This window comes from Streptomyces echinatus, from assembly GCF_014203595.1.
Taxonomy (GTDB): domain Bacteria; phylum Actinomycetota; class Actinomycetes; order Streptomycetales; family Streptomycetaceae; genus Streptomyces; species Streptomyces echinatus.
On sequence record NZ_JACHJK010000005.1, the window covers coordinates 120,486 to 140,112 of the forward strand.

Genomic DNA, 19,627 nt, shown 5'->3' on the forward strand with positions numbered 1-19,627 from the left:
GGGCCGGGGATGTCGTGCAGTCGTTCGATCTCGGTGACGGCTCGCCGCCCCCGTCCCCGCGGCGGTGTGCCTCGGCCGGTGGGCGGCGGGCGTTTTGTGGCTTCAGCGTCGGGCCTCAAGCGGGCTTGAGGTCAAGGGCGGGGCGGCCGAGGATCAGGGAGACCGCGGTGACCGCGCTGTTGAAGGACACCTCCGCGAGCACGCCGGGGGCCGCCACCTGGTCGCCCGCGAGGTAGATGCCGTCACCGCGGTCCACGGACGGCCGGTCCCGCCAGCTGTGTCCGGGCGGGTCCACGGCGCCGGTGCGGCCGTCCGCCATGGCGTCCCGCCGCCAGGTGAGCCGCTCCCGCCAGCCGGGGAATCCCAGGTCGAGCAGTTCTTCGGCGCGGGTGAGGCCGTCGGTCCGGGGCGCGCCGGGTGCGATCGGCATCTGCCCCTGGATCAGTTGCTGTCCGGCGGGTGCGAGGGAGGGGTCCTGTGCGGTGAACCGTTCGAGCCAGCCGGGTTGGTCGAGGTCGGAGACGGCGAAGGCGTCGCCGCGCCGGGTGCGTACGGCGAGGTCGACGAGGAGGGTGCGGCCGCTGGACCAGGTCAGTGAGTCGTCGCGGAGGAGTCGTCGGGCGGTGGTCAGGGGGGTGGCGACGACGACCGGGGTGCCGGCCGGCAGGTCGTCCAGCCGGGCCTCGGTCTCGATCCGTACGCCGAGGTTCCAGGCCCGTGCGGCCATGCGGTCGATGACCGCGCCCCAGCCGCCGCGCGGGTAGTGCGCCTCCGGTGGCAGTTTGGCGGCCCGGCGCAGGCGTTGGTGGACGAAGGCGGCGGACAGGCTGCCGGGGTCGTGGTGGAAGAGGGCGACGGCCGCGTAGTTGGCGGCCGCGCGGGCGCCCTCCTCGCCGGCGACGCCGCTCGCCCAGCCGAGGAAGTCGGTGTCGACGGGGGCCGGGCCGAGCCGCGGGCGCAGCAGTTTGAGCAGGGCGAAGGGCGGGGTGCGGCGCAGTGTGCCGTGGTGGCGCAGGCGCAGCCGGGCGGCCTCCAGGGGCGGCAGGGTGGCGAGGGGGCCGAGCAGGCCGCGTTGTCCGAGCCAGGTCCAGTGGGGGCCGCCGGCGTAGAAGGCGTGTGGTCCCTCGTTGGTCCGGTACGGTCCGTCCGCCGTCCGGGCGCGTCCGCCCAGGGTGTGGTGGGCCTCGTACACGGTGACCTTGGCTCCGGCCTCGGCCGCGGTGATCGCGGCGGTGAGCCCGGCGAAGCCGCCGCCGATGACGGTGATGTGGCGCATGGAGTCTCCCTGGGTCCGTTCACCTGCTCCGTGGGTACGACGGTTCGGCCGGCCCGGAATGTGACATCGCGGTCGCGCGGGCCGTGTCCTGCCTGGTCGGGCGGATTGTCAGTGGTCGGGTGCAGCATGGGCGCATGGTGAGGCGAGCGATGGGGAGCCGGTCCGCGGGCCGGGGGGCGGTGCGGGGCGCGCGGCGGCCGGAGGTGCGGCTGCCGGAGCTGCGGGCGTGGTCCGGCGGCGGGCTGGAGCCGGACGGTGACTACGACGGGCTGGAGTTCCGGGAGGCGGACCTGGCCGGTCAGGACGGTGCGGGCGCCCGGTTCATGGACTGTGCGCTGACGGGCTGCGTGGTGGACGAGGCGGGGCTGGGCCGGGCGCGGGTGCTGGACTCGGTCCTGACCGGGCTGCGGGGTGTGGGCACCCAGCTCGCGGAGTCCACGTTCCGTGATGTCGAGCTGGTCGACGCGCGTCTGGGCGGTGCCCAGATGCACGGTGCCGTGCTGGAGAGGGTGGTGATCCGGGGCGGCAAGATCGACTTTCTGAATCTCCGTGAGGCCCGTCTGACGGATGTGGTCTTCGAGTCGTGCGTCCTGGTCGAGCCGGACTTCGCGGGTGCGCGCCTGGAGCGGGTGGAGTTCGCCGACTGTGCCCTGAGAGCGGCGGACTTCGGCAACGCGACGCTGGAGGACGTGGATCTGCGCGGTGCCGCTCCGCTGGAGATCACCCGGGGTCTGGGCCGCCTGTCCGGTGCGGTGATCAGCACCGGTCAGCTGCTGGATCTGGCACCGGCGCTGGCGGCGGAGCTGGGGATGCGGGTGGAGTAGCGGGAGGGCCCCGCGGGGTCATCCCACGCGCGGGAAGCGGGCCTGCAGGGTCCAGACGGCGGGGTTGTCCGCCAGGTCCTCGTGGAGGTCGGTGAGGTCCGCGATCAGGTCGTGCAGGAAGTCGCGGGCCTCGCGGCGCAGTTCGGTGTGGGAGAAGGACAGCGGGGACTCCTCGGCCGGCACCCAGTCGGCGGTGATGTCCACCCAGCCGAAGCGGCGCTCGAAGAGCATCCGGTCGGTGGACTCGGTGAAGTCCAGTTCCGCCCGCTGGGGCCGGGCGGCGCGGGAGCCCATCGGGTCCCGGTCCAGCCGTTCCACGATGTCGCACAGCGCCCAGGCGAAGTCCAGCACGGGCACCCATCCCCAGGCTGTGGACAGTTCCCGGTCCGACTTGGTGTCCGCGAGATACACGTCACCGCAGAACAGGTCGTGCCGCAGGGCGTGGACGTCCGCGTGGCGGTAGTCGGTCTGCGGCGGGTCCGGGAACCGGTTGGAGAGGGCGTAGCCGATGTCGAGCACGGAAGAGATGGTGTCACGCCGGTGTGCCGGACCCGGCACATAGGATCGATGACATGTCCAGATCCGTGCGCCTTGTCCCGGCCGCCCTGGCCCTGCTCGCTCTCACCGCCACCGCGTGTGACGGCGGAGTGCGGGGCACCCCGGGCGGCTCCGGCGTACGCGACCCGTACTTCCCGAAGGCCGGCAACGGCGGTTACGACGTCGGGCACTACGACCTCACCCTCGACTACACCCCGGCCACCCGCCGCCTCACCGGCACGGCCGTCATCACCGCCCGGGCCACCCGGGCGCTGTCCGCCTTCGACCTCGACCTGGCCGGGCTGGACGTCGAGTCGGTCACCGTCGAGGGCCGCGGTGCCCTCTTCAACCGGGCCGGCCAGGAACTGACCGTGCGCCCCCACGACGATCTGCGCAAGGGTGAGACCTTCCGCACGACCGTCCGTTACTCGGGCAGCCCCCGCACCCTCACCGACGCCGACGGCGCCGAGGAGGGCTGGCTGACCACCGCCGACGGCGCCCTCGGCCTGGGGGAACCGGCCGGCACCATGGCCTGGTTCCCCGGCAATCACCATCCCTCCGACAAGGCCGCCTACGACCTCACCGTCACTGTCCCCGAGGGCCTGCAGGCGGTCTCCAACGGGGAGTTGACCGGCCGGTCCGTCAAGGGCGGCCGGGCGACCTACCACTGGCACACCGCCCAGCCCATGGCGAGCTATGCCGCCACGGTCGCCGTCGGCCGCTTCCGCCTCACCCGCAGCACGGGCCCGCACGGGCTGCCGGTCCTCACCGCCGTCGACCCCACCCAGGAGAAGGCGAGCGGGAAGGTGCTCGCGAAGCTGCCCGGGATCATCGACTGGGAGGAGACCAACTTCGGTCCGTACCCCTTCTCCTCGGCCGGCGCGATCGTCGACCGGCCGGGCGACGCCGGGTACGCCCTGGAGACCCAGAACCGGCCCGTCTTCCCCGCCGACCAGCTCGACACCGAAACGCTCGTGCACGAGCTCGCGCACCAGTGGTACGGCGACTCGGTCACCCCGGAGACCTGGCAGGACATGTGGCTCAACGAGGGCTTCGCGACCTACGCGTGGTGGCTGTACCAGGAGGACTTCGGCGGCCCGAGCGCCCAGGAGACCTTCATGGACCTCTACGACGGCGACGACGAGGCCCTGTGGGCCTTCCCGCCCGGGAAACCGTCGAGTGCGGCCCACATCTCCGACACCCCTGTCTACGAGCGGGGCGCGATGGTCCTGCAGAAGATCCGGCAGAAGACCGGCGACGACACCTTCTACGACATCATCCAGGGCTGGGCCGCCGCCCACCGGCACGGCAACGCGAGCACCGCCGACTTCACCGCGTACGTGGAGCGTTCGGCCCCGGACGAGGACTTCTCCGGGATCTGGCGGGACTGGCTGTACGGCGACCGCAAGCCGGACCGCCCGTGACCGGCCGCCCGGGCCGGACGGCGGCCGTCCGGGGTGATCCACCGGGCCGGCCGCTCACGCCTCCCACGTGTCCAGCAGCCGTCCGAGCCCGGGCGGCCACACCGGCTCGGTCTCCTCGGCCAGTTCCCGCCTCGTCCACCATCGCCCGCTGAGGATGCCGTCGGCGGCGTGCGCGGCGGTCAGCCGGCCGGCCGGGTCGCGGCGGGGGCCGCGGGCGACGTAGACGTGCTCGTGCTGGCGGACGGGGATGCCCATGCGGGTGAAGTCGTGTTCCCAGGTGCACAGCAGCGGGCCCGGGTCCAGGTCGGTCCAGCCGGTCTCCTCGGCCAGTTCGCGCACGGCGCCCTCGCGCGGGCCCTCACCGGGGTCCAGGCCGCCGCCGGGCAGGGCCCAGTGGACGCCGATCTCGTCGTTGTCGTACCGGAACAGGAACACGGCGCCGTCCGGGGCCACGACGGCGATCCGGGCCGCCTCCCTCGGGGTGCGCGGCGTCCCGTCCAGCGCCTTGCGCAGCACGGCGCAGGGGCGGCCCAGGGCGCGGTCGGGGCGGTGGCCGATCGTCTCGTAGCCGAGCGCGGTCCAGAAGGCCAGCGCCTTGGGGTTGTTGTCGAGAACGGCGAGCCGAACCGCGCTGCGGCCGCCCTGGGTGCGGAAGCGGTTCTCGACGAGTCCCGCGAGGGTCCGGCCGTGTCCCTTGCCGTGCTCGGCCGCGTCCACCAGCAGGAGCCCGATCCACGGGTCCGGGTCGGCGGGGTCGGGGTGGTGGGCGAGCGTGGCCGCGAGTCCGACGAGGCGCCCCCGTTCCGCGCGGGCGAGCAGTACCTCGGCGCCCGGCACGGCCAGTTCCTCGGCGAGCTTCGCCGCGACCTGTTCGGGCCGTACGTCGTCCGGGTCGGGGAAGTCCCCGCTGAGCCGGTGGAACTCGCGGTTGGACGCGAACAGCGCGGTGATGTCGGCCAGCAGCGGGGCGGGAATGTCCCGGCCGGGGGAAAGGGGGTCCAGGATCACAGGGGGCAATCTAGCCCGCGGACCGCCCGCCGGTGCCTCAAGCCCGGACGTCAGTGCCGGTGCCTCGTCCGTGGATCGGTAGCCCCGGGTCCCGGCCCGTGGCCGGTCCGGGGCTTCCGCTCGGACGCGACCGGATGTCAGACGTTGACGCCGAAGTCCTGGGCGATGCCGACCAGGCCCGAGGCGTAGCCCTGGCCGACCGCGCGGAACTTCCACTCGGCGCCGTTGCGGTACAGCTCGCCGAAGACCATGGCCGTCTCGGTGGCCGCGTCCTCGGAGAGGTCGTAGCGCGCGATCTCGGCGCCGCCGGCCTGGTTGACGATGCGGATGTAGGCGTTGCGGACCTGGCCGAAGTTCTGGCCGCGGTTCTCCGCGTCGTAGATGGAGACCGGGAAGACGATCTTGTCGATGTCGGCCGGGAGCGAGGCCAGGTTGACGTTGATCGCCTCGTCGTCGCCGGCGCCCTCGCCCGTGCGGTTGTCGCCGGTGTGGACGATGGTGTTGTCCGGCGTCTGCTTGTTGTTGAAGAACACGAAGTGGGCGTCCGAGTAGACCTTGCCCTGCGTGTTGACCGCGATGGCGGAGGCGTCCAGGTCGAAGTCCGTGCCGGTGGTGGTGCGGACGTCCCAGCCGAGGCCGACGGTGACGGCGGTCAGGCCCGGGGCCTCCTTGGTGAGCGAGACGTTGCCACCCTTGGACAGGCTTACAGCCATGTTGGGAGTACCTTCCCTTGATATCTGTGTATCTGTGCCGACGAAGCTACCGTCACCCGGGAGAACGTCGAGGGGGGTCCCGATGGTTCCGGATCCCTTTACCTTTTTTACCGATCCGGAAATCCGGATGACGTGAGCCGGGCCGGACCGGGAACATGGGATGCATGTCCGGGCCTTACCTCATCCGTGGCTCCGTCTCGCTTCCCGAGGCCGAGCTGATATGGCGTTTCTCCAGGTCGTCCGGGCCCGGTGGACAGCACGTCAACACCAGCGACTCGCAGGTGGAGCTGCGCTTCGACCTGGCGCGCACCGAGGCGCTCCCCCAGGTGTGGAAGGAGCGGGCGCTGCAGCGGCTGGCCGGCCGCCTGGTCGACGGGGTGGTGTCCGTACGGGCCTCCGAGCACCGCTCGCAGTGGCGCAACCGGGAGACCGCCGCCGTACGCCTCGCCTCGCTCCTGGCGGAGGCCACCGCGCCGCCGCCGAAGCCCCGCAGGCCGACCCGCATCCCGCGCGGCATCAACGAGCGCCGGCTGCGGGAGAAGAAGCAGCGCTCGGACACGAAGCGCGGCCGCACGGGCCGGGACTGGGGCTGAGCGCCGGCCGGTCCGGGAGTCCTGTCCCACCGGCGGCGTCCACCGCGCTGTCACACCTTCGGCTTCCACGGCTGTCACACCGGCGGCTTCCACGGCGTCAGTGTGGTGCAGCAGCGCGCTGGACGACGACGGAGAGGCCGGTTCCCCGAATGAGCGACAACGAGTTTCTCGCCGAGCGGTTCGAGGCGTACCGCGGGCACCTGCGGGCCGTCGCCTACCGGATGCTCGGCTCCGCCGCCGAGGCCGAGGACGCCGTACAGGAGGCGTGGTTCCGGCTGAGCCGGTCCGACACCCGGGAGGTGGAGAACCTCGGCGGCTGGCTGACGACGGTGGTCGGCCGGGTCTGCCTCGACATGCTCCGCTCCCGCCGCTCCCGGGGTGAGGAGTCCCTGGACAGCTGGCAGCCGGCGCCGTCCGCCGAGCCGGACCCCGCGCAGAGCGCCCTGCTCGCCGATTCCGTCGGACTGGCCCTGCTGGTCGTCCTGGACACGCTCTCGCCGGCCGAGCGGCTGGCGTTCGTGCTGCACGATTTGTTCGGGGTGCCCTTCGAGGAGGTCGGCGGCATCCTCGGGCGCAACCCGGCCGCGGCGCGGCAGCTCGCCAGCCGGGCCCGGCGCCGGGTGCGGGGTGTCCAGGCGCCGGAGACCGACCTGGCCCGGCAGCGGGAGGTGGTGGACGCCTTCCTGGCCGCCGCCCGGGACGGCGACTTCGACGGGCTGCTGGCCGTGCTCGACCCGGATGTGGTGGCCCGCAGCGAGGGCGGCGTGAACAGCGGTGCGCGGCGGGTCGCGGCCGGTGCGGCGAGCTTCGCCCATCTGGCGCGCGTCGCGCGTCCGGTGCTGGTCGACGGCGCGACCGGTCTGGCCGTGTTCGCCGACGGCCGCCCGGAGCGGGTCCTGGCCTTCGGTTTCGTCGCCGACCGCATCTCGGTGATCGACATCGTCTCGGAGCCGTCCCGCCTGGCGGACCTCACCGTCGAGGAGGTCTAGGGTCTCTCGTCCGGCCTCTGGGCGCCGTCTCCGGCTCAGCCCATCTGCCGGTACCGGCCGCGGAAGTACATCAGCGGGCCGCCCTCGGCGCTGGGCACGTGCGCGGTGAGGACGCGGCCGATGACCAGGGTGTGGTCCCCGGCGCTCACCCGCTGCTCGGTGCGGCACTCCAGCGTGGCCAGGGCGCCGCCGACCAGCGGGGCGCCGGTGGCCTCGCCGCGTGTGCAGGGGATGTCCTCGAAGAGCAGCCGGTCGCTGATCCGGCCCTTCATGGCGAAGCGGCCCGCGATGTGCCGCTGGCTCTCGGTGAGGACCGACACCGCCCACAGCGGCTGTTCGGCGAGCAGGTCGTCCATGCGGGCGCCCTCGCGCAGGCTGACCAGCACCAGCGGCGGGTCGAGGGAGACGGACATGAAGGCGGTGGCGGTCATGCCGACGTCCTCCACGCCCGGCGCCCCGGGGTCGTCCGGGTCGAGCGGCGGTTCCTGCGCGGTGACCAGGACCACACCCGCGGCCAGCCGGGACATCGCGGCCCGGAACTCGTCGTTGCTCACCCCCTCAGCATGCCCGGTGGGCAGGGGGGCGGTGGGGGAGGGAGTCTTCAGCACGCCGGAAACGCTAGTCTTCGCGCGCCGCGCGACGCATCGGCCCTTCGCCGGAGCCGGGTCCTAGGACCAGAGGCGCATGCGTGTGTGCAAGATGCGCTCATATCCGCACGCTCCGCGTTCGGTGAACGCGCGGATCAAATGCAGAAACTCCACTCAATTGTTCACGTTCTCCTGTGACTTGAGTCACAAGAGGCAGTAATTGTTGACCCTGTGTACCGAGTGGGCAGCGCGCTGTGATTCAGTGGCTGGGAAGCCGCGAAGAACACCGTAATGAGCCGCCGCGCAAGACGCGGGAGAAGCGCCGAAGACAACCCTTGATTCGCTGCGAGGTCTCGGGGGGAGGGCGAGCATGGAGACCGAGTCGGAGCCGTATGTCCGCCTTGCGTCCCTGCGGCAGCTGCACCAGGTCATGGCCGACATGAACACGGCGCGCAGCCTGGCGGACACACTGCAGACCGTCGCCGACGGCGCCGTCGGCGCCCTCGGGTACGAGATGGCCGCCGTCAACCTCGTACGCCCCGACGGCGACCTCGTGGTCGCCGCCTTCTCCGGCAACTCCGCCGCCGAGGCCCTGATCACCGGCCGCGTCGGCTCCCGCGAGTCCTGGGAGCGCCGGCTGAACATGGGCGAACGCTGGGGCGACCTCGTGTTCATACCGCACACCGAGGGCTGGGTCCTCGACGACGACGACGTCCCGCAGTGGTACACCGACGGGCCCGCGCCGCGCTTCGAGGACGAGTGGCACCCCTCCGACCGCCTCTTCGCGCCGATGTACACCCCCGGTGTGCAGGGCGGCTCCTCCGGCGAACTGCTCGGCGTCATATCCGTCGACCGGCCGCGCAACGGCCGCCGTCCCGGCGCCTGGGGCCGTGAGGCCCTGCAGATGTACGCCTTCCAGGCCGCCATCGCGATCAGCAACGCCCGGCTGCGCGCCAACATGCAGCGCGCCCTGGTCCGCCTGGAGCGCGAGCAGCAGGCCCTGCGCGCCAGCGAGGAATCCTTCCGTCAGGCCTTCGAGTACGCCCCCTCCGGCATGGCCATCGCCGAGATGGGCGGCGACCAGCACGGCCGCATCCTGCGCACCAACGACGCCCTGTGCCGGCTGCTCGGCCGGCCCGCCTCCGCGATGCGCCGCTACTCCTTCTCCGACCTCGTCCACCCCGAGGACATCGGCACCCTCCTGCGCACCTCGGCGGAGGGCGGCCGCGCGGAGCTGCGGCTCGGCCGCCGGGACGGCAGCTACGTGTGGGTGTCGCTGCGCAACTCCGTCGTCGCGGACGCCGCCGACGGCCCCCGCTTCCTGCTCACCCACGTCGAGGACATAGAGGAACGCAAGCGGCGCGAGCTGCAGCTCGCCCACCGCGCCTCCCACGACTCGCTGACCGGACTGCCGAACTCCGCCGAGCTGCGTTCGCGCCTGTCGGCCCGGCTCTGCCAGCGCCCCGCCCACGCCGACGCCATGGAGTCCCTGGACGCGGCCTACGGGCACCCGGTCTTCGACGCCCCCGCCGGCCACGGCTTCGACTTCGCGCCGGGCACACAGGCGTACGACGCCTACGACCACCATGTGCACACCATCGCCCCCGAGGACGGCCGCGACGACGGCACCAAGGGCCTCGCGGTCCTCTTCTGCGACCTCGACGGCTTCAAGTCGATCAACGACCGCTTCGGGCACAACGCGGGTGACGCGGTTCTCATCGAGGTCGCCCGGCGCCTGACGCGAGGTGTCCGTGACGGCGACACGGTGGCCCGCCTCGGCGGCGACGAGTTCGTGATCCTCGCCGACGGCCTCGGCCGGGCCGATGCCCAGGACCTCGCCGTACGGCTGCGCAACGAGATCATCCAGCCGATCCGGGCCGAGGGCCGGGCCGTCCGGGTGGGCGCGAGCTTCGGCATCGGGTGGGCACATTGCGGCATGACGGCGGACGAAGTGCTGAAGTCCGCGGACGAGCGGATGTACGTAGAGAAACGATCTCGTCCCAAACAACATCGGCGCGCCGGATGATCCGCAGGTCAGAGAGTTGATGCGGTGTGAGTCACCCGTTTGGGCGAGACAGAGCGGGTAGGCTCGCCATTCCAACCTGTACCGCATCCGCCCGCACCTGTTGAGGAGTACCAAGGGATGACGCCCGGCGACAACGGCGCGAGCACGCCCGAGGACGACGACCCGTTCGGCTACCTGTACGCAGACGGCCAGGCCCGGGGAGCACAGCCGCCGTCCGGTGGCTACGGCTACCCGAACTCGGTCAGCAGGAGCAGGGTGCGCGCGGTCGGCGAGCGCCAGTACGGCCAGCAGCAGGCGCCGTACGGCCAGCCGCCGCAGGCCGCCTACGGCCAGACCGTGCCGCAGCAGGGTGCCTACGGCCAGCCGAACGCGAACTACCAGGCGCCGGAGACGCTGCCCGGCGGTGCGCCGGCCGGCCGCCGGTCCGCGCCGCCCGCCGGGGACACCGGCCGCCGCGGCCCGAACACCAAGGGCCTGCTGATCGGTGCGATCGCGGTGGTCGCCGCGGTCGTCATCGGCATCGGCGTCGCGATGATCAACGGCAACACGGACGACGACAAGTCCGGCAACCAGGCCGACGCGAACCCGACCCAGTCCCAGAGCCAGGACCCCAGCCCTTCGGGCAGCGGTTCGGCGGCACCGGGCGAGCTGCCGAAGGTGGCCGCCGTGGACAAGTCGGTCCAGCTGTCGGGGGGTGCGGCCCCTGCCTCGGACGTCCCCGGAGCGCAGGCCGCGGGCGGCACCTACGTGGGCGGCCTGAACACCGTCGGTGCCTCGATGACCTGGACGTTCAACGACATCCCCGAGGACGGTGCGTACACGCTCTTCGGACGGTTCAACAATGCCGGTGAGGATCAGGCGATGACCTTGACCGTCAACGGCAAGCCGATCGACCGCAAGTTCAACCTCGGCAACTTCGCCGGCATCAAGGACCCGGCACAGGCCTGGATGGAGACTTACGCCTGGCTGACCTTGAACAAGGGGTCGAACACCATCTCGCTCTCCTGCCAGCCCGGTGACAAGTGCAACGTCCTGCTCGACCAGTTCTGGTTGAAGAAGGGCCAGGTCACGCGCGACAGCTAGGGCGCGTTGGCACCAGCGGCCACCCTCAGCACGAAGACGGCCCTACCAGCACGGACTGGAGGCCGTCTTCACGCATTGAACGGACCTGATGTCAGGTCGGACCGGGCAAGTCCGGCGAGGGCCGGGATGTTCTCACGCTGCCGTCACCGAGACGCGGGCCAGGAGCTTCTCGTAGGCCACACGGTCGAAGTCGCCCGCGGCCGGGGCCCGTACGGTCGCGGCCGACAGGGCGACGGCGCTGGTCAGGCGGTCCGGCCAGGGAAGTCGGTGCACCAGGCCGGACAGCAGGCCGGCGACCGCCGAGTCGCCCGCGCCAGTGGGGTTGCCGTGCTCACGGGCGGGCGGGACCGCGCGCCAGTCGCCCTCCGGGGTGAGCGCGAGCAGGCCCTGCGCGCCGAGCGAGGCGACGACCGTGCGGGCGCCGCGGCGGCGGGCGTCCTGGGTGGCGCGCAACGGCTCGTGGGAACCGGTGAGTTCGGCCAGCTCGTCGGCGTTGGGCTTGATGATGTCCGGGCGGGCGGCCACTCCGCGCCGCAGCGGCTCGCCGCTGGTGTCCAGCAGCACCGGCACTCCCGCGGACCGTGCCGTGCGGACCAGGCTCGCGTACGCCCCCACCGGCACCCCGGGCGGCAGGCTGCCGCACAGCGCCACCGCCGAGGCCCCGGCCACCAGCTCCTCGTACCGGTCGAGGAAGCCACCCCACTCGGCGGGCTCGATCGCCGGCCCCGGCTCGTTCAACTGGGTGGTGTCACCGCTCAGTTCGTCGGCGACGGCTATGGTGCGCCGGGTCGCTCCCGCGACGGGCACCAGCGCGTCCGTCAGGCCCGGCACGGCCGACAGACGGTCGCGCACCACCTCGCCGGTGGCGCCGCCGGCGAACCCGGTGACCGTCACCTCGTGGCCGAGGGCGGCCAGCACCCGGGCCACGTTCACGCCCTTGCCGCCGGGCCGCTCGACGACCTCCGAGACGCGGTGCGAGGCGTGCGGCCGCAGCGACCGCACGCGATAGGTGATGTCGAGAGCGGTGTTCAGTGTGACCGTGAGGATCACCCGGGCCGACCTCCCTCGAAGTCCCTGTGCCTGTCACTCGGTTTCCGGGGACCCGATCATGCCAAAGACACGGCGGTCGGCCCAGACCCAGGTCGGCCGCCGTGCGAGGAAACCGGGACGGATCAGGCCAGTTGCGGCGTGACGAGCCACTCGCCGCGCCGCATCACGCCCTTCAGCCCGAAGTCCGCGTCCAGCAGGACGAGGTCGGCGTCCTTGCCGGGCTCCAGGGAACCGATGCGGTCGGAGAGGCCGAGCAGGCGGGCCGGATTGGCCGACAGGGCCGTCACCGCGTCCTCGACCGACAGCCTGTCGACCGTCACCGCCCGCTGGAACGCGCGGTCCAGGGTGAGCGTGGAGCCCGCGATCGAGCCGCCCTCCACCAGCCGGGCCACGCCCTCGCTGACCTCGACCTCCAGCGGGCCGAGCATGTAGCGGCCGTCGCCGATGCCGGCCGCGTCCATCGCGTCGGTGATGAACGCGACCCGGTCCGCTCCCGCGTGCCGGAACGCCAGCTCCAGCGCGGCCGGGTGCAGGTGCGTGCCGTCGTTGATCAGCTCGACGGTGACCCGCTCGTCCTCCAGCAGCGCGGCGACCGGGCCGGGCGCGCGGTGGCCGAGGGCGGGCATGGCGTTGAAGAGGTGGGTGGCGACCGTGGCGCCCGCGTCGATGGCCCGTACCGTCTGCTCGTACGTCGCGTCGGTGTGCCCGATCGCCGCGATCACGCCGTGCTCGGCGAGCAGCCGTACGGATTCGATGCCGCCGGGCAGTTCGGTCGCGAGGGTGACCATCCTGGCCTGGCCGCGTGCCGCGTCGATCAGCTTGCGGACTTCGGCGGGTTCCGGGTCGCGCAGCAGCTTCTCGGAGTGCGCGCCCTTGCGGCACGGCGAGATGAACGGCCCCTCGAAGTGGATGCCCGCGATGTCGCCCTGCTCGGCCAGCTCGCTCAGCAGTCCGGCCTGGCCGACCAGCAGGTCCATCTCGTCGGTGACGGTGGAGGCGACGAGGGTGGTGGTGCCGTGGGCGCGGTGCGTGCCGATGGCCTTGAGGATGTCGTCGGCCGTGCCGGAGAAGGAGGCTCCGCCGCCGCCGTGGTTGTGGATGTCGACGAAGCCGGGGACCAGCCAGTGGCCGGTGACGTCGACGGCCTGGGCGCCGGCCGGGGGCTCGGCGGCGATGCGCCTGCCGTCCACGGCCAGCCGGCCGCCTGCCACGGTCCCGGTGGGGAGCACCACGTTCGCGCCGGTGAGCACCTGCGGGCCGGTGGGGGCTGAGCGCGCCCCGCGGTGGAGCCGCTGATCAGCGGCGCCCCGCGCCCCTTCGGGGGCGCTGCTCCCACCCGGCGATCGACTGTCCCGCTCAGTGGCCATCAGGTGCTTACCTCCGCAGTCGTGGGGTGGGTGGTCGTCAGCAGGTCCCGCGCGAGCAGTCCCGCGCCCAGGCAGCCGGCGGTGTCGCCGAGGGCGGCGGGGACGATGGTGGGCAGTTTCTGGAAGGTGACCCGGCGCCGGACGGCGTCCCGCAGCGGCTGGAACAACACTTCCCCCGCCTCGGCCAGCCCGCCACCGATGATCAGCGTGCGGGGGTCCAGCAGGGTGACGGCGGTGACCAGCCCGTCGGCGAGCGCGTCCACCGCCTCCTGCCAGACCCGGACGGCGTTCGGGTCGCCGGACGCGACGGCCTTGGCGCAGTCGGCGGCGTCGGCGTCCGGGTCCCCGCAGGCCGCCGCCCAGGCCTCGCTGACGGCGGACGCGGAGGCGTACCGCTCCAGGCAGCCGCGCTGCCCGCAGGGACAGTCGGTGCCGCCGGGCCGCACGACGACATGGCCGATCTCGCCCGCGAAGCCGTGCGCGCCCGCCTCCACCCGGCCGTCGATACCGATGGCGCCCGCGATCCCGGTGCCGAGCGGCACGAACAGGAACCGGTCGGCGCCCTTGCCCGCACCGATCCGGCCCTCGGCGAGGCCGCCGGTGCGCACGTCGTGGCCGAGGGCGACGGGGATGCCGAGCCGCTCGGTGAGCAGTGCGCGCAGCGGTACGTCCCGCCAGCCGAGGTTGGCCGCGTAGGCGGCGACGCCGTGCTCCTCGTCGACGATGCCGGGGACCGCGAGGCCGGCGGCGAGGGCCGGGGCGCCGTGGTGCTCGGCGCCGTACGCGTACAGCTCGGCGGCGAAGTCGAGGATCGTCGCGACCACCGCGTCCGGGCCGCGCTCGCGTCCGGTGGCGCGGCGGGCGCGGTGGAGCAGCTCGCCGCCGTCCGTGACGAGGGCGGCCTTCATCCCGGTACCGCCCACGTCGAGGGCGATGACATGTCTCACCACGGGGCCTAGTGTGGCCCTCCCACCCGGGAGAGGTCTAGTCCACTCACGTGGTGTAGACCTTATGTGTCCATATATTGAACGGTCAGACAGCAGGGTTGGGGCTTTGAGCGTGCGTCGGGGTACGGCAGGAATGATCGCGGTGGTGTCCGCACTGGGCATGACGGTGGTCCTCGGCGGCTGCGGGAGCACGGGCTCCTCCGACGTGACCCTCAGACTCGTCGCCGCCGACTACGGCGACTCCGCCGCCAACAGCTCCAAGAAGTACTGGGACGCCCTGGTCGAGGACTACGAGTCGCAGCACCCCGATGTGAACGTCGAGGTCAGCGTCTACTCCTGGAACGACGTCGACCGCAAGGTCAAGGAGATGGTCGACGCCGGCCACGCCCCCGACATGGCCCAGATCGGCGCCTACGCCGACTACGCCGCCGCCGGCAAGCTCTACGCGGCCTCGGACCTGCTCTCCATCCGTACCCAGGCCGACTTCCTCTCCCAGCTCTCCGACGCCGGAGCGTGGGAGCACACGCAGTACGGCATCCCCTTCGCCGGCTCCACGCGCGTGCTCTTCTACAACAAGACCCTGTTCGCCCAGGCCGGCATCACCCCGCCCACCACCTGGGACGAGCTGGCCGCCGACGCCCAGGCACTCAAGGGCAAGGGCGTGAAGTACCCCTTCGCCCTGCCGCTCGGCCCCGAGGAGGCCCAGGCCGAGACCATGCAGTGGCTGCTCAGCGGGGGCAACGGCGGGGGCGGCTACACCGACGACATCGGCACCTACACGATCAACTCCGAGGCGAACGTCTCGACCTTCGCCTGGCTCAAGGACGAGCTGGTCGGCAAGGACCTGACCGGTCCGGTCGCCCCCGGCAAGCTCAACCGCGCCACCGCGTTCGCCGCCTTCGCCGACGGCCAGGTCGGCATGCTCAACGGGCACCCGACGCTGATCCAGCAGGCCACGAAGAAGGGCGTGAAGTTCGGCATGGTGCCGATGCCGGGCCGCACCGGCAAGGCCAGGGCCTCCATGGGCGTCTCCGACTGGATGATGGGCTTCAAGCAGAACGGGCACGCCGACCGGATCGGTGACTTCCTCGACTTCGTCTACGCGAAGAAGAACGTCCTCGAGTTCTCCCGGACGTACGGGCTGCTGCCGGTCACCGGTTCCGCCTCCAACGCCATGAGCGTGTCCGGCCAGACCACCGACAAGACCCTGCGGCCGTTCCTGGACCAGCTGCCCACCTCCGAGCTGTACCCCGCCGGCAAGACCTCCTGGGCGGCGGTCAGCGCGGCCGTGAAGCAGAACATCGGCCAGGCGGTCGTCCCCGGCGGCAGCCCCTCCGGCGTCCTGACCCGGCTGCAGGCCACGGCCATGGCGGCCGACAGCAGCAGCGCGAGCTAGGACCGGGGGAGGGCGGGCCGGGGACTGTCGGTGCCCGGCGTTACGGTGGCTCGCATGGAACTGGGCAGCCGTGAGAAGGCGATCCTCGCGCTGGAGCGCCGGGGCTTTCCCGGCGCCGGCGCGAAGGAACGGGCGATCCGCGAGGAACTGGGCCTCGCCCCGGTCCGCTACTACCAGCTCCTCAACGCGCTCCTGGACGACGAGCGGGCCCTGGCCCACGACCCGGTCACCGTGAACCGCCTGAGACGAATCCGAGCCACCCGCCGCACAGAACGCTGACCGTTGTCTTTTCGGCCGAGCGAGTCGGGTGGCGGGTGGGCAAGGCGGGGTCCAGGGGCGGAGCCCCGGGAGTGACCACGCCCCGGGCCGGATACTGTCGCGGTATGGACCCTCTGCCGACCCCGCAGACCCAGCCCGGCCGCGACGGACTCGCCGCCCTGCTCGCGCAGCCCCGCACCGCACTGATCGGCCTGGACTTCGACGGCACCCTGGCCCCCATCGTCGCCGACCCCGAACAGGCCCGCGCCCACCCCGCCGCCGTACCCGCCCTGGCCGCCCTCGCCCCCAAGATCGCCTCCGTCGCCGTGATCACCGGCCGCCCGGCCGAGCTCGCGGTCCGCTACGGCGGCTTCGACGGCGTCCCCGGCCTGGAACACCTGACCGTCCTCGGCCACTACGGCGCCGAACGCTGGGACGCGGCCACCGGCACCCTCACCGCGCCCGCCCCCCACCCCGGCGTCGCCGCCGTCCGCGCGGAACTGCCGGCCCTGCTGGAACGCATCGGCGCCGGCGAAGGCACGTGGATCGAGGAGAAGGGCCGGGCCGTCGCCGTCCACACCCGCCGCGCCGCCGACCCGCAGGCCACGTTCGAGTCCCTGCGCACCCCCCTCGCCGGCCTCGCCGCCCGGCACGGCCTGATCGTGGAACCCGGCCGCATGGTCCTGGAACTGCGCCCGCCGGGCATGGACAAGGGCGTGGCCCTCCTCGACCACGCCCGCACCACCGGCGCCGGCTGCGTCGTCTACGCCGGCGACGACCTGGGCGACCTCCCCGCCTTCGCCGCGGTCGACGAACTCCGCAAGAACGGCACCCCCGGCCTGCTGGTCTGCAGCGGCAGCACCGAGGTCACCGAACTGGCCCAGCGGGCCGACCTGGTGGTGGACGGCCCCGAGGGAGTCGTGGACCTGCTGCGGCGGCTGGCGGATCACCTCGGCTGACCGGTCAGGTCGACCAGGCCGGCCGGTCGGCTCATCCCGGCCGACGGGTCGGTTCGTCCCGGCCGGCCGGTCAGCTCATCCAGGCCGGCCGGTCAGCTCGCTCAGCTGGTCCAGGAACCACTGGGCCGGCGGCAGCGCGGTCGCGGCGGCGGCCAGCCGCTTCGAGCGGGCCGCCCGCTCCTCCGCCGGCAGGCTCAGCGCCTCGTGCAACGCCTCCGCGGTCCCGCCGATGTCGTAGGGATTCACCGTGAACGCGTCCTCGCCCAGCTCCTCGTGCGCCCCGGCCTCCCGCGACAGCACCAGCGCGCAGCCCTCGTCCGAGACGACCGGGACCTCCTTGGCGACCAGGTTCATGCCGTCCCGGATGGGATTCACCAGCGCCACGTCGGCCAGTCGGTACGCCGCCAGGGAGCGCGCGAAGTCGTCCTTCACATGCAGCTCCACCGGCGTCCAGCCCGACGTGCCGTACCGCTCGTTGATCTCGTCCGCGACCCGCCGCACCTCGGCGGTGTACTCGCGGTACACGGCGAGGTCCTGGCGCGAGGGGTAGGCGAACGCCACGTGGACGACCCGCTCACGCCACTCCGGGTGGTCGTCCAGCAGCTGCCGGTACGCCAGCAGCCCGCGCACGATGTTCTTCGACAGCTCCGTGCGGTCGACCCGGACGATGGTCCTGCGGTCCGCTCCGATCTCCTCCCGCAGCGCCGCCATCCGCTCGTTCACGTCGTCCTCGTGGGCCCGCTTGCGCAGGAACTCCGCGTCCGCGCCCAGCCCGTGCACCCCGATCCGGGTGCCGGAGGGGATGCCCGGCCCGAGCACCGCGTGACAGCAGTCCCGGAACGCGTCCGCCCACCGGTGGGTGAGGAACGCCGCCCGGTCCGCGCCCAGGATGCCGCTGAGCAGCTCGGCCGCGATGTCGTCGGGCAGCAGCCGGAAGTACTCCGGCGGGGCCCACGGGGTGTGGGAGAAGTGTCCGATGCGCAGATCGGGGCGGAGCCGGCGGAGCATGCGGGGGGCGAGGGCCAGGTGATAGTCCTGGATCAGCACCGCCGCGCCCTCGGCCGCCTCCTCGGCCAGCGCCTCGGCGAACGCCCGGTTGTAGCTCTCGTACGACGCCCACTGCCGCCGGAACTCCGCGTCGAAGACCGGCTCCAGCGGGGTCTGGTACAGCATGTGGTGGACGAACCAGAGCACCGAGTTGGCCACGCCGTTGTACGCGTCGGCGTGCACGGCCGCGTCGATGTCGAGCATCCGCACCCGTTGCCCGCCCGTGTCGCCGGCCGGCAGCAGCCCGCCGTCCGCCCGCCGGGCGGCCGCCCGGTCGCCGTCGCCCAGCGCGGCGCACACCCACACCGAGTCCGCGTCCGGCCCGATGGCGGACAGCCCCGAGACCAGCCCGCCACCGCCCCGCCTGGCGTGCAGCGAGCCGTCGTCGTGCATCTGATAGGAGACCGGGCCGCGATTCGACGCGACCAGCACCTGAGCTTTTTCGGCAGCACCGCGCGTGGAAGCCATACGCCTCAACCTAGCCCGGCCCGGAAACGCTCAAACGTGCGTTCCGTCCGGTAAGGGGAGGGAAGGGCACCGTATACGGCCCGTTCACGCCACCTTCCGGTCGGCGTACTCCACGATCTCCAGCATGGGCGGCCGTTCCTCGGTGTCCACCGAGTAGGTGCGCGGCTCGAAGCCGTCCTCGCCCCGTACGAACTGGGTCAGCGAGGGCCGCACCAGATGGCCGCGGGCCAGCCGGAGCTGGGCCGTGCGGTAGATCGCGGCGGCCATCCGGCCGAGGGCCTGGCCGTCCTGGTGGCGGTGCTTGCGCACGCCGACGTCGACCTGGGCCAGCGCGTCCAGGCCGACCAGGTGCAGCGCGTCCACCAGCATGCCGAGCTCCACGCCGTAGCCGACGGGGAACGGCAGCTGTTCCAGCAGGGAGCGGCGGGCCGCGTACTCGCCGCCCAGCGGCTGCACGAAGCCGGCCAGCTGCGGCCAGTGCATGTTCAGCAGCGGTCGGGCCATCAGCTCGGTGACCCGGCCGCCCTGCCCGGCGGTCGGGCCGGCGGCGAGCGCCTCCGGTCCGGCGGCGAGCGGGCGGTCGTACATCGCCTTGACCAGGTCCACGTCCGGCTCGGTGAGCAGCGGGCCGACGATCCCGAGGACGAAGTCGGAGGAGAACTCCCTCAGGTCGGCGTCGACGAAACAGAGGATGTCCCCGCCGGTCACCAGCAGGGAGCGCCAGAGCACTTCACCCTTTCCGGGGACCGCCGGGAGGCGGGGCAGGATCTCGTCGCGGTGAACGACCCGCGCGCCCGCGGCGGCGGCGACCGCGGAGGTGCGGTCGGTGGAGCCGGAGTCCACGACGACGATCTCGTCGACGAGCGGGGCCCGCTCCATGAGGTCGTGACGGATGACCGTGACGATGTCGCCGACGGTCTCCTCCTCGTTGAGCGCGGGCAGCACGACGCTGATCGTCTGGCCCGTGCGCTGCTTGGCGGACAGGAGCCGGTGGAGCGGGCGATCGGCCACGGACCAGGAGCGGGTGGCCAGCCAGCGCTCGACTTCTTCCAGCACGGTCTGCGGCTCCTCACTG

Annotated in this window: 19 protein-coding genes; 9 read left to right on the forward strand and 10 right to left on the reverse strand. The window is 72.7% G+C overall.

Translation table 11 applies throughout. From position 1 onward, the window contains the following. Positions 1-115: 115 nt before the first annotated feature. Complete coding sequence (locus tag FHS34_RS15790) at positions 116-1,276, reverse strand: FAD-dependent oxidoreductase (RefSeq protein ID WP_184965580.1); 1,161 nt, start codon at positions 1,274-1,276, stop codon at positions 116-118. A gap of 134 nt (positions 1,277-1,410) precedes the next feature. On the opposite strand from FHS34_RS15790, the gene FHS34_RS15795 reads away from it, so the two are divergent. Continuing rightward, positions 1,411-2,100, forward strand: a complete 690-nt coding sequence (locus FHS34_RS15795; protein ID WP_184965582.1) for a pentapeptide repeat-containing protein — start codon at positions 1,411-1,413, stop codon at positions 2,098-2,100. Between the two features lie 18 nt (positions 2,101-2,118). Here FHS34_RS15795 and FHS34_RS15800 read toward each other — a convergent pair whose 3' ends face one another. Beyond that, a complete protein-coding gene (locus tag FHS34_RS15800; RefSeq protein WP_184965585.1) occupies positions 2,119-2,619 on the reverse strand; it encodes a hypothetical protein in 501 nt (166 codons plus the stop codon). 53 nt (positions 2,620-2,672) lie between these two features. Between FHS34_RS15800 and FHS34_RS15805 the strand changes: the two genes are divergently transcribed. Continuing rightward, positions 2,673-4,061, forward strand: coding sequence for a M1 family metallopeptidase (locus tag FHS34_RS15805; RefSeq protein ID WP_184965587.1), 1,389 nt, complete (start codon positions 2,673-2,675; stop codon positions 4,059-4,061). Positions 4,062-4,115: 54 nt separating this feature from the next. Here FHS34_RS15805 and FHS34_RS15810 read toward each other — a convergent pair whose 3' ends face one another. After that, entirely contained in the window at positions 4,116-5,069 is a 954-nt protein-coding gene (locus FHS34_RS15810) for a bifunctional GNAT family N-acetyltransferase/NUDIX hydrolase (protein ID WP_184965589.1), read from the reverse strand. A 137-nt stretch (positions 5,070-5,206) separates the two neighbouring features. Continuing rightward, complete coding sequence (locus FHS34_RS15815; RefSeq protein WP_184965591.1) at positions 5,207-5,782, reverse strand: TerD family protein; 576 nt, start codon at positions 5,780-5,782, stop codon at positions 5,207-5,209. A gap of 155 nt (positions 5,783-5,937) precedes the next feature. Here FHS34_RS15815 and arfB point away from each other — a divergent pair, with 155 nt between their 5' ends. Then, complete coding sequence (gene arfB, locus FHS34_RS15820) at positions 5,938-6,375, forward strand: alternative ribosome rescue aminoacyl-tRNA hydrolase ArfB (protein WP_184965593.1); 438 nt, start codon at positions 5,938-5,940, stop codon at positions 6,373-6,375. A 149-nt stretch (positions 6,376-6,524) separates the two neighbouring features. After that, the gene (locus tag FHS34_RS15825) at positions 6,525-7,364 is read left to right on the forward strand and encodes a sigma-70 family RNA polymerase sigma factor (protein ID WP_184965595.1); all 840 of its coding nucleotides are present in this window, start codon (positions 6,525-6,527) and stop codon (positions 7,362-7,364) included. A 35-nt stretch (positions 7,365-7,399) separates the two neighbouring features. On the opposite strand, the gene FHS34_RS15830 is transcribed toward FHS34_RS15825, so the two are convergent. Next, a complete protein-coding gene (locus tag FHS34_RS15830; protein ID WP_225817479.1) occupies positions 7,400-7,972 on the reverse strand; it encodes a flavin reductase family protein in 573 nt (190 codons plus the stop codon). Between the two features lie 349 nt (positions 7,973-8,321). Between FHS34_RS15830 and cdgB the strand changes: the two genes are divergently transcribed. Together cdgB and FHS34_RS15840 are read left to right on the forward strand one after the other, a co-directional pair. Next, entirely contained in the window at positions 8,322-9,977 is a 1,656-nt protein-coding gene (gene cdgB / locus FHS34_RS15835) for a diguanylate cyclase CdgB (RefSeq protein ID WP_184965605.1), read from the forward strand. A gap of 117 nt (positions 9,978-10,094) precedes the next feature. Next, positions 10,095-11,060, forward strand: coding sequence for a carbohydrate-binding protein (locus tag FHS34_RS15840; RefSeq protein WP_184965607.1), 966 nt, complete (start codon positions 10,095-10,097; stop codon positions 11,058-11,060). A 132-nt stretch (positions 11,061-11,192) separates the two neighbouring features. On the opposite strand, the gene FHS34_RS15845 is transcribed toward FHS34_RS15840, so the two are convergent. The 3 genes from FHS34_RS15845 to FHS34_RS15855 form a co-directional block, all read right to left on the reverse strand. Next, the gene (locus FHS34_RS15845) at positions 11,193-12,110 is read right to left on the reverse strand and encodes a 1-phosphofructokinase family hexose kinase (RefSeq protein WP_184965609.1); all 918 of its coding nucleotides are present in this window, start codon (positions 12,108-12,110) and stop codon (positions 11,193-11,195) included. Positions 12,111-12,232: 122 nt separating this feature from the next. Next, on the reverse strand, positions 12,233-13,360 hold the full coding sequence (gene nagA / locus FHS34_RS15850; RefSeq protein WP_184965611.1) for an N-acetylglucosamine-6-phosphate deacetylase: 1,128 nt from the start codon (positions 13,358-13,360) through the stop codon (positions 12,233-12,235). A gap of 116 nt (positions 13,361-13,476) precedes the next feature. Then, a complete protein-coding gene (locus FHS34_RS15855) occupies positions 13,477-14,424 on the reverse strand; it encodes an ROK family protein (RefSeq protein WP_225817499.1) in 948 nt (315 codons plus the stop codon). Positions 14,425-14,557: 133 nt separating this feature from the next. Here FHS34_RS15855 and FHS34_RS15860 point away from each other — a divergent pair, with 133 nt between their 5' ends. The 3 genes from FHS34_RS15860 to otsB all read left to right on the forward strand — a co-directional run bounded on the left by FHS34_RS15860 (position 14,558) and on the right by otsB (position 17,037). Beyond that, a complete protein-coding gene (locus tag FHS34_RS15860) occupies positions 14,558-15,820 on the forward strand; it encodes an extracellular solute-binding protein (protein ID WP_184965615.1) in 1,263 nt (420 codons plus the stop codon). Positions 15,821-15,874: 54 nt separating this feature from the next. Continuing rightward, positions 15,875-16,099, forward strand: a complete 225-nt coding sequence (locus tag FHS34_RS15865) for a DUF3263 domain-containing protein (protein ID WP_184965617.1) — start codon at positions 15,875-15,877, stop codon at positions 16,097-16,099. 104 nt (positions 16,100-16,203) lie between these two features. Next, positions 16,204-17,037, forward strand: a complete 834-nt coding sequence (gene otsB / locus FHS34_RS15870) for a trehalose-phosphatase (RefSeq protein WP_184965626.1) — start codon at positions 16,204-16,206, stop codon at positions 17,035-17,037. Positions 17,038-17,112: 75 nt separating this feature from the next. Here otsB and FHS34_RS15875 read toward each other — a convergent pair whose 3' ends face one another. Both FHS34_RS15875 and FHS34_RS15880 read right to left on the reverse strand, forming a co-directional pair. Further along, positions 17,113-18,552: an alpha,alpha-trehalose-phosphate synthase (UDP-forming) gene (locus FHS34_RS15875; RefSeq protein WP_184965628.1), complete on the reverse strand. Its 1,440-nt coding sequence runs from the start codon at positions 18,550-18,552 to the stop codon at positions 17,113-17,115. Between the two features lie 84 nt (positions 18,553-18,636). Then, positions 18,637-19,608 (reverse strand): glucosyl-3-phosphoglycerate synthase, encoded by a 972-nt coding sequence (locus tag FHS34_RS15880; protein WP_184966333.1) that lies wholly within the window; start codon positions 19,606-19,608, stop codon positions 18,637-18,639. Positions 19,609-19,627 lie beyond the last annotated feature (19 nt).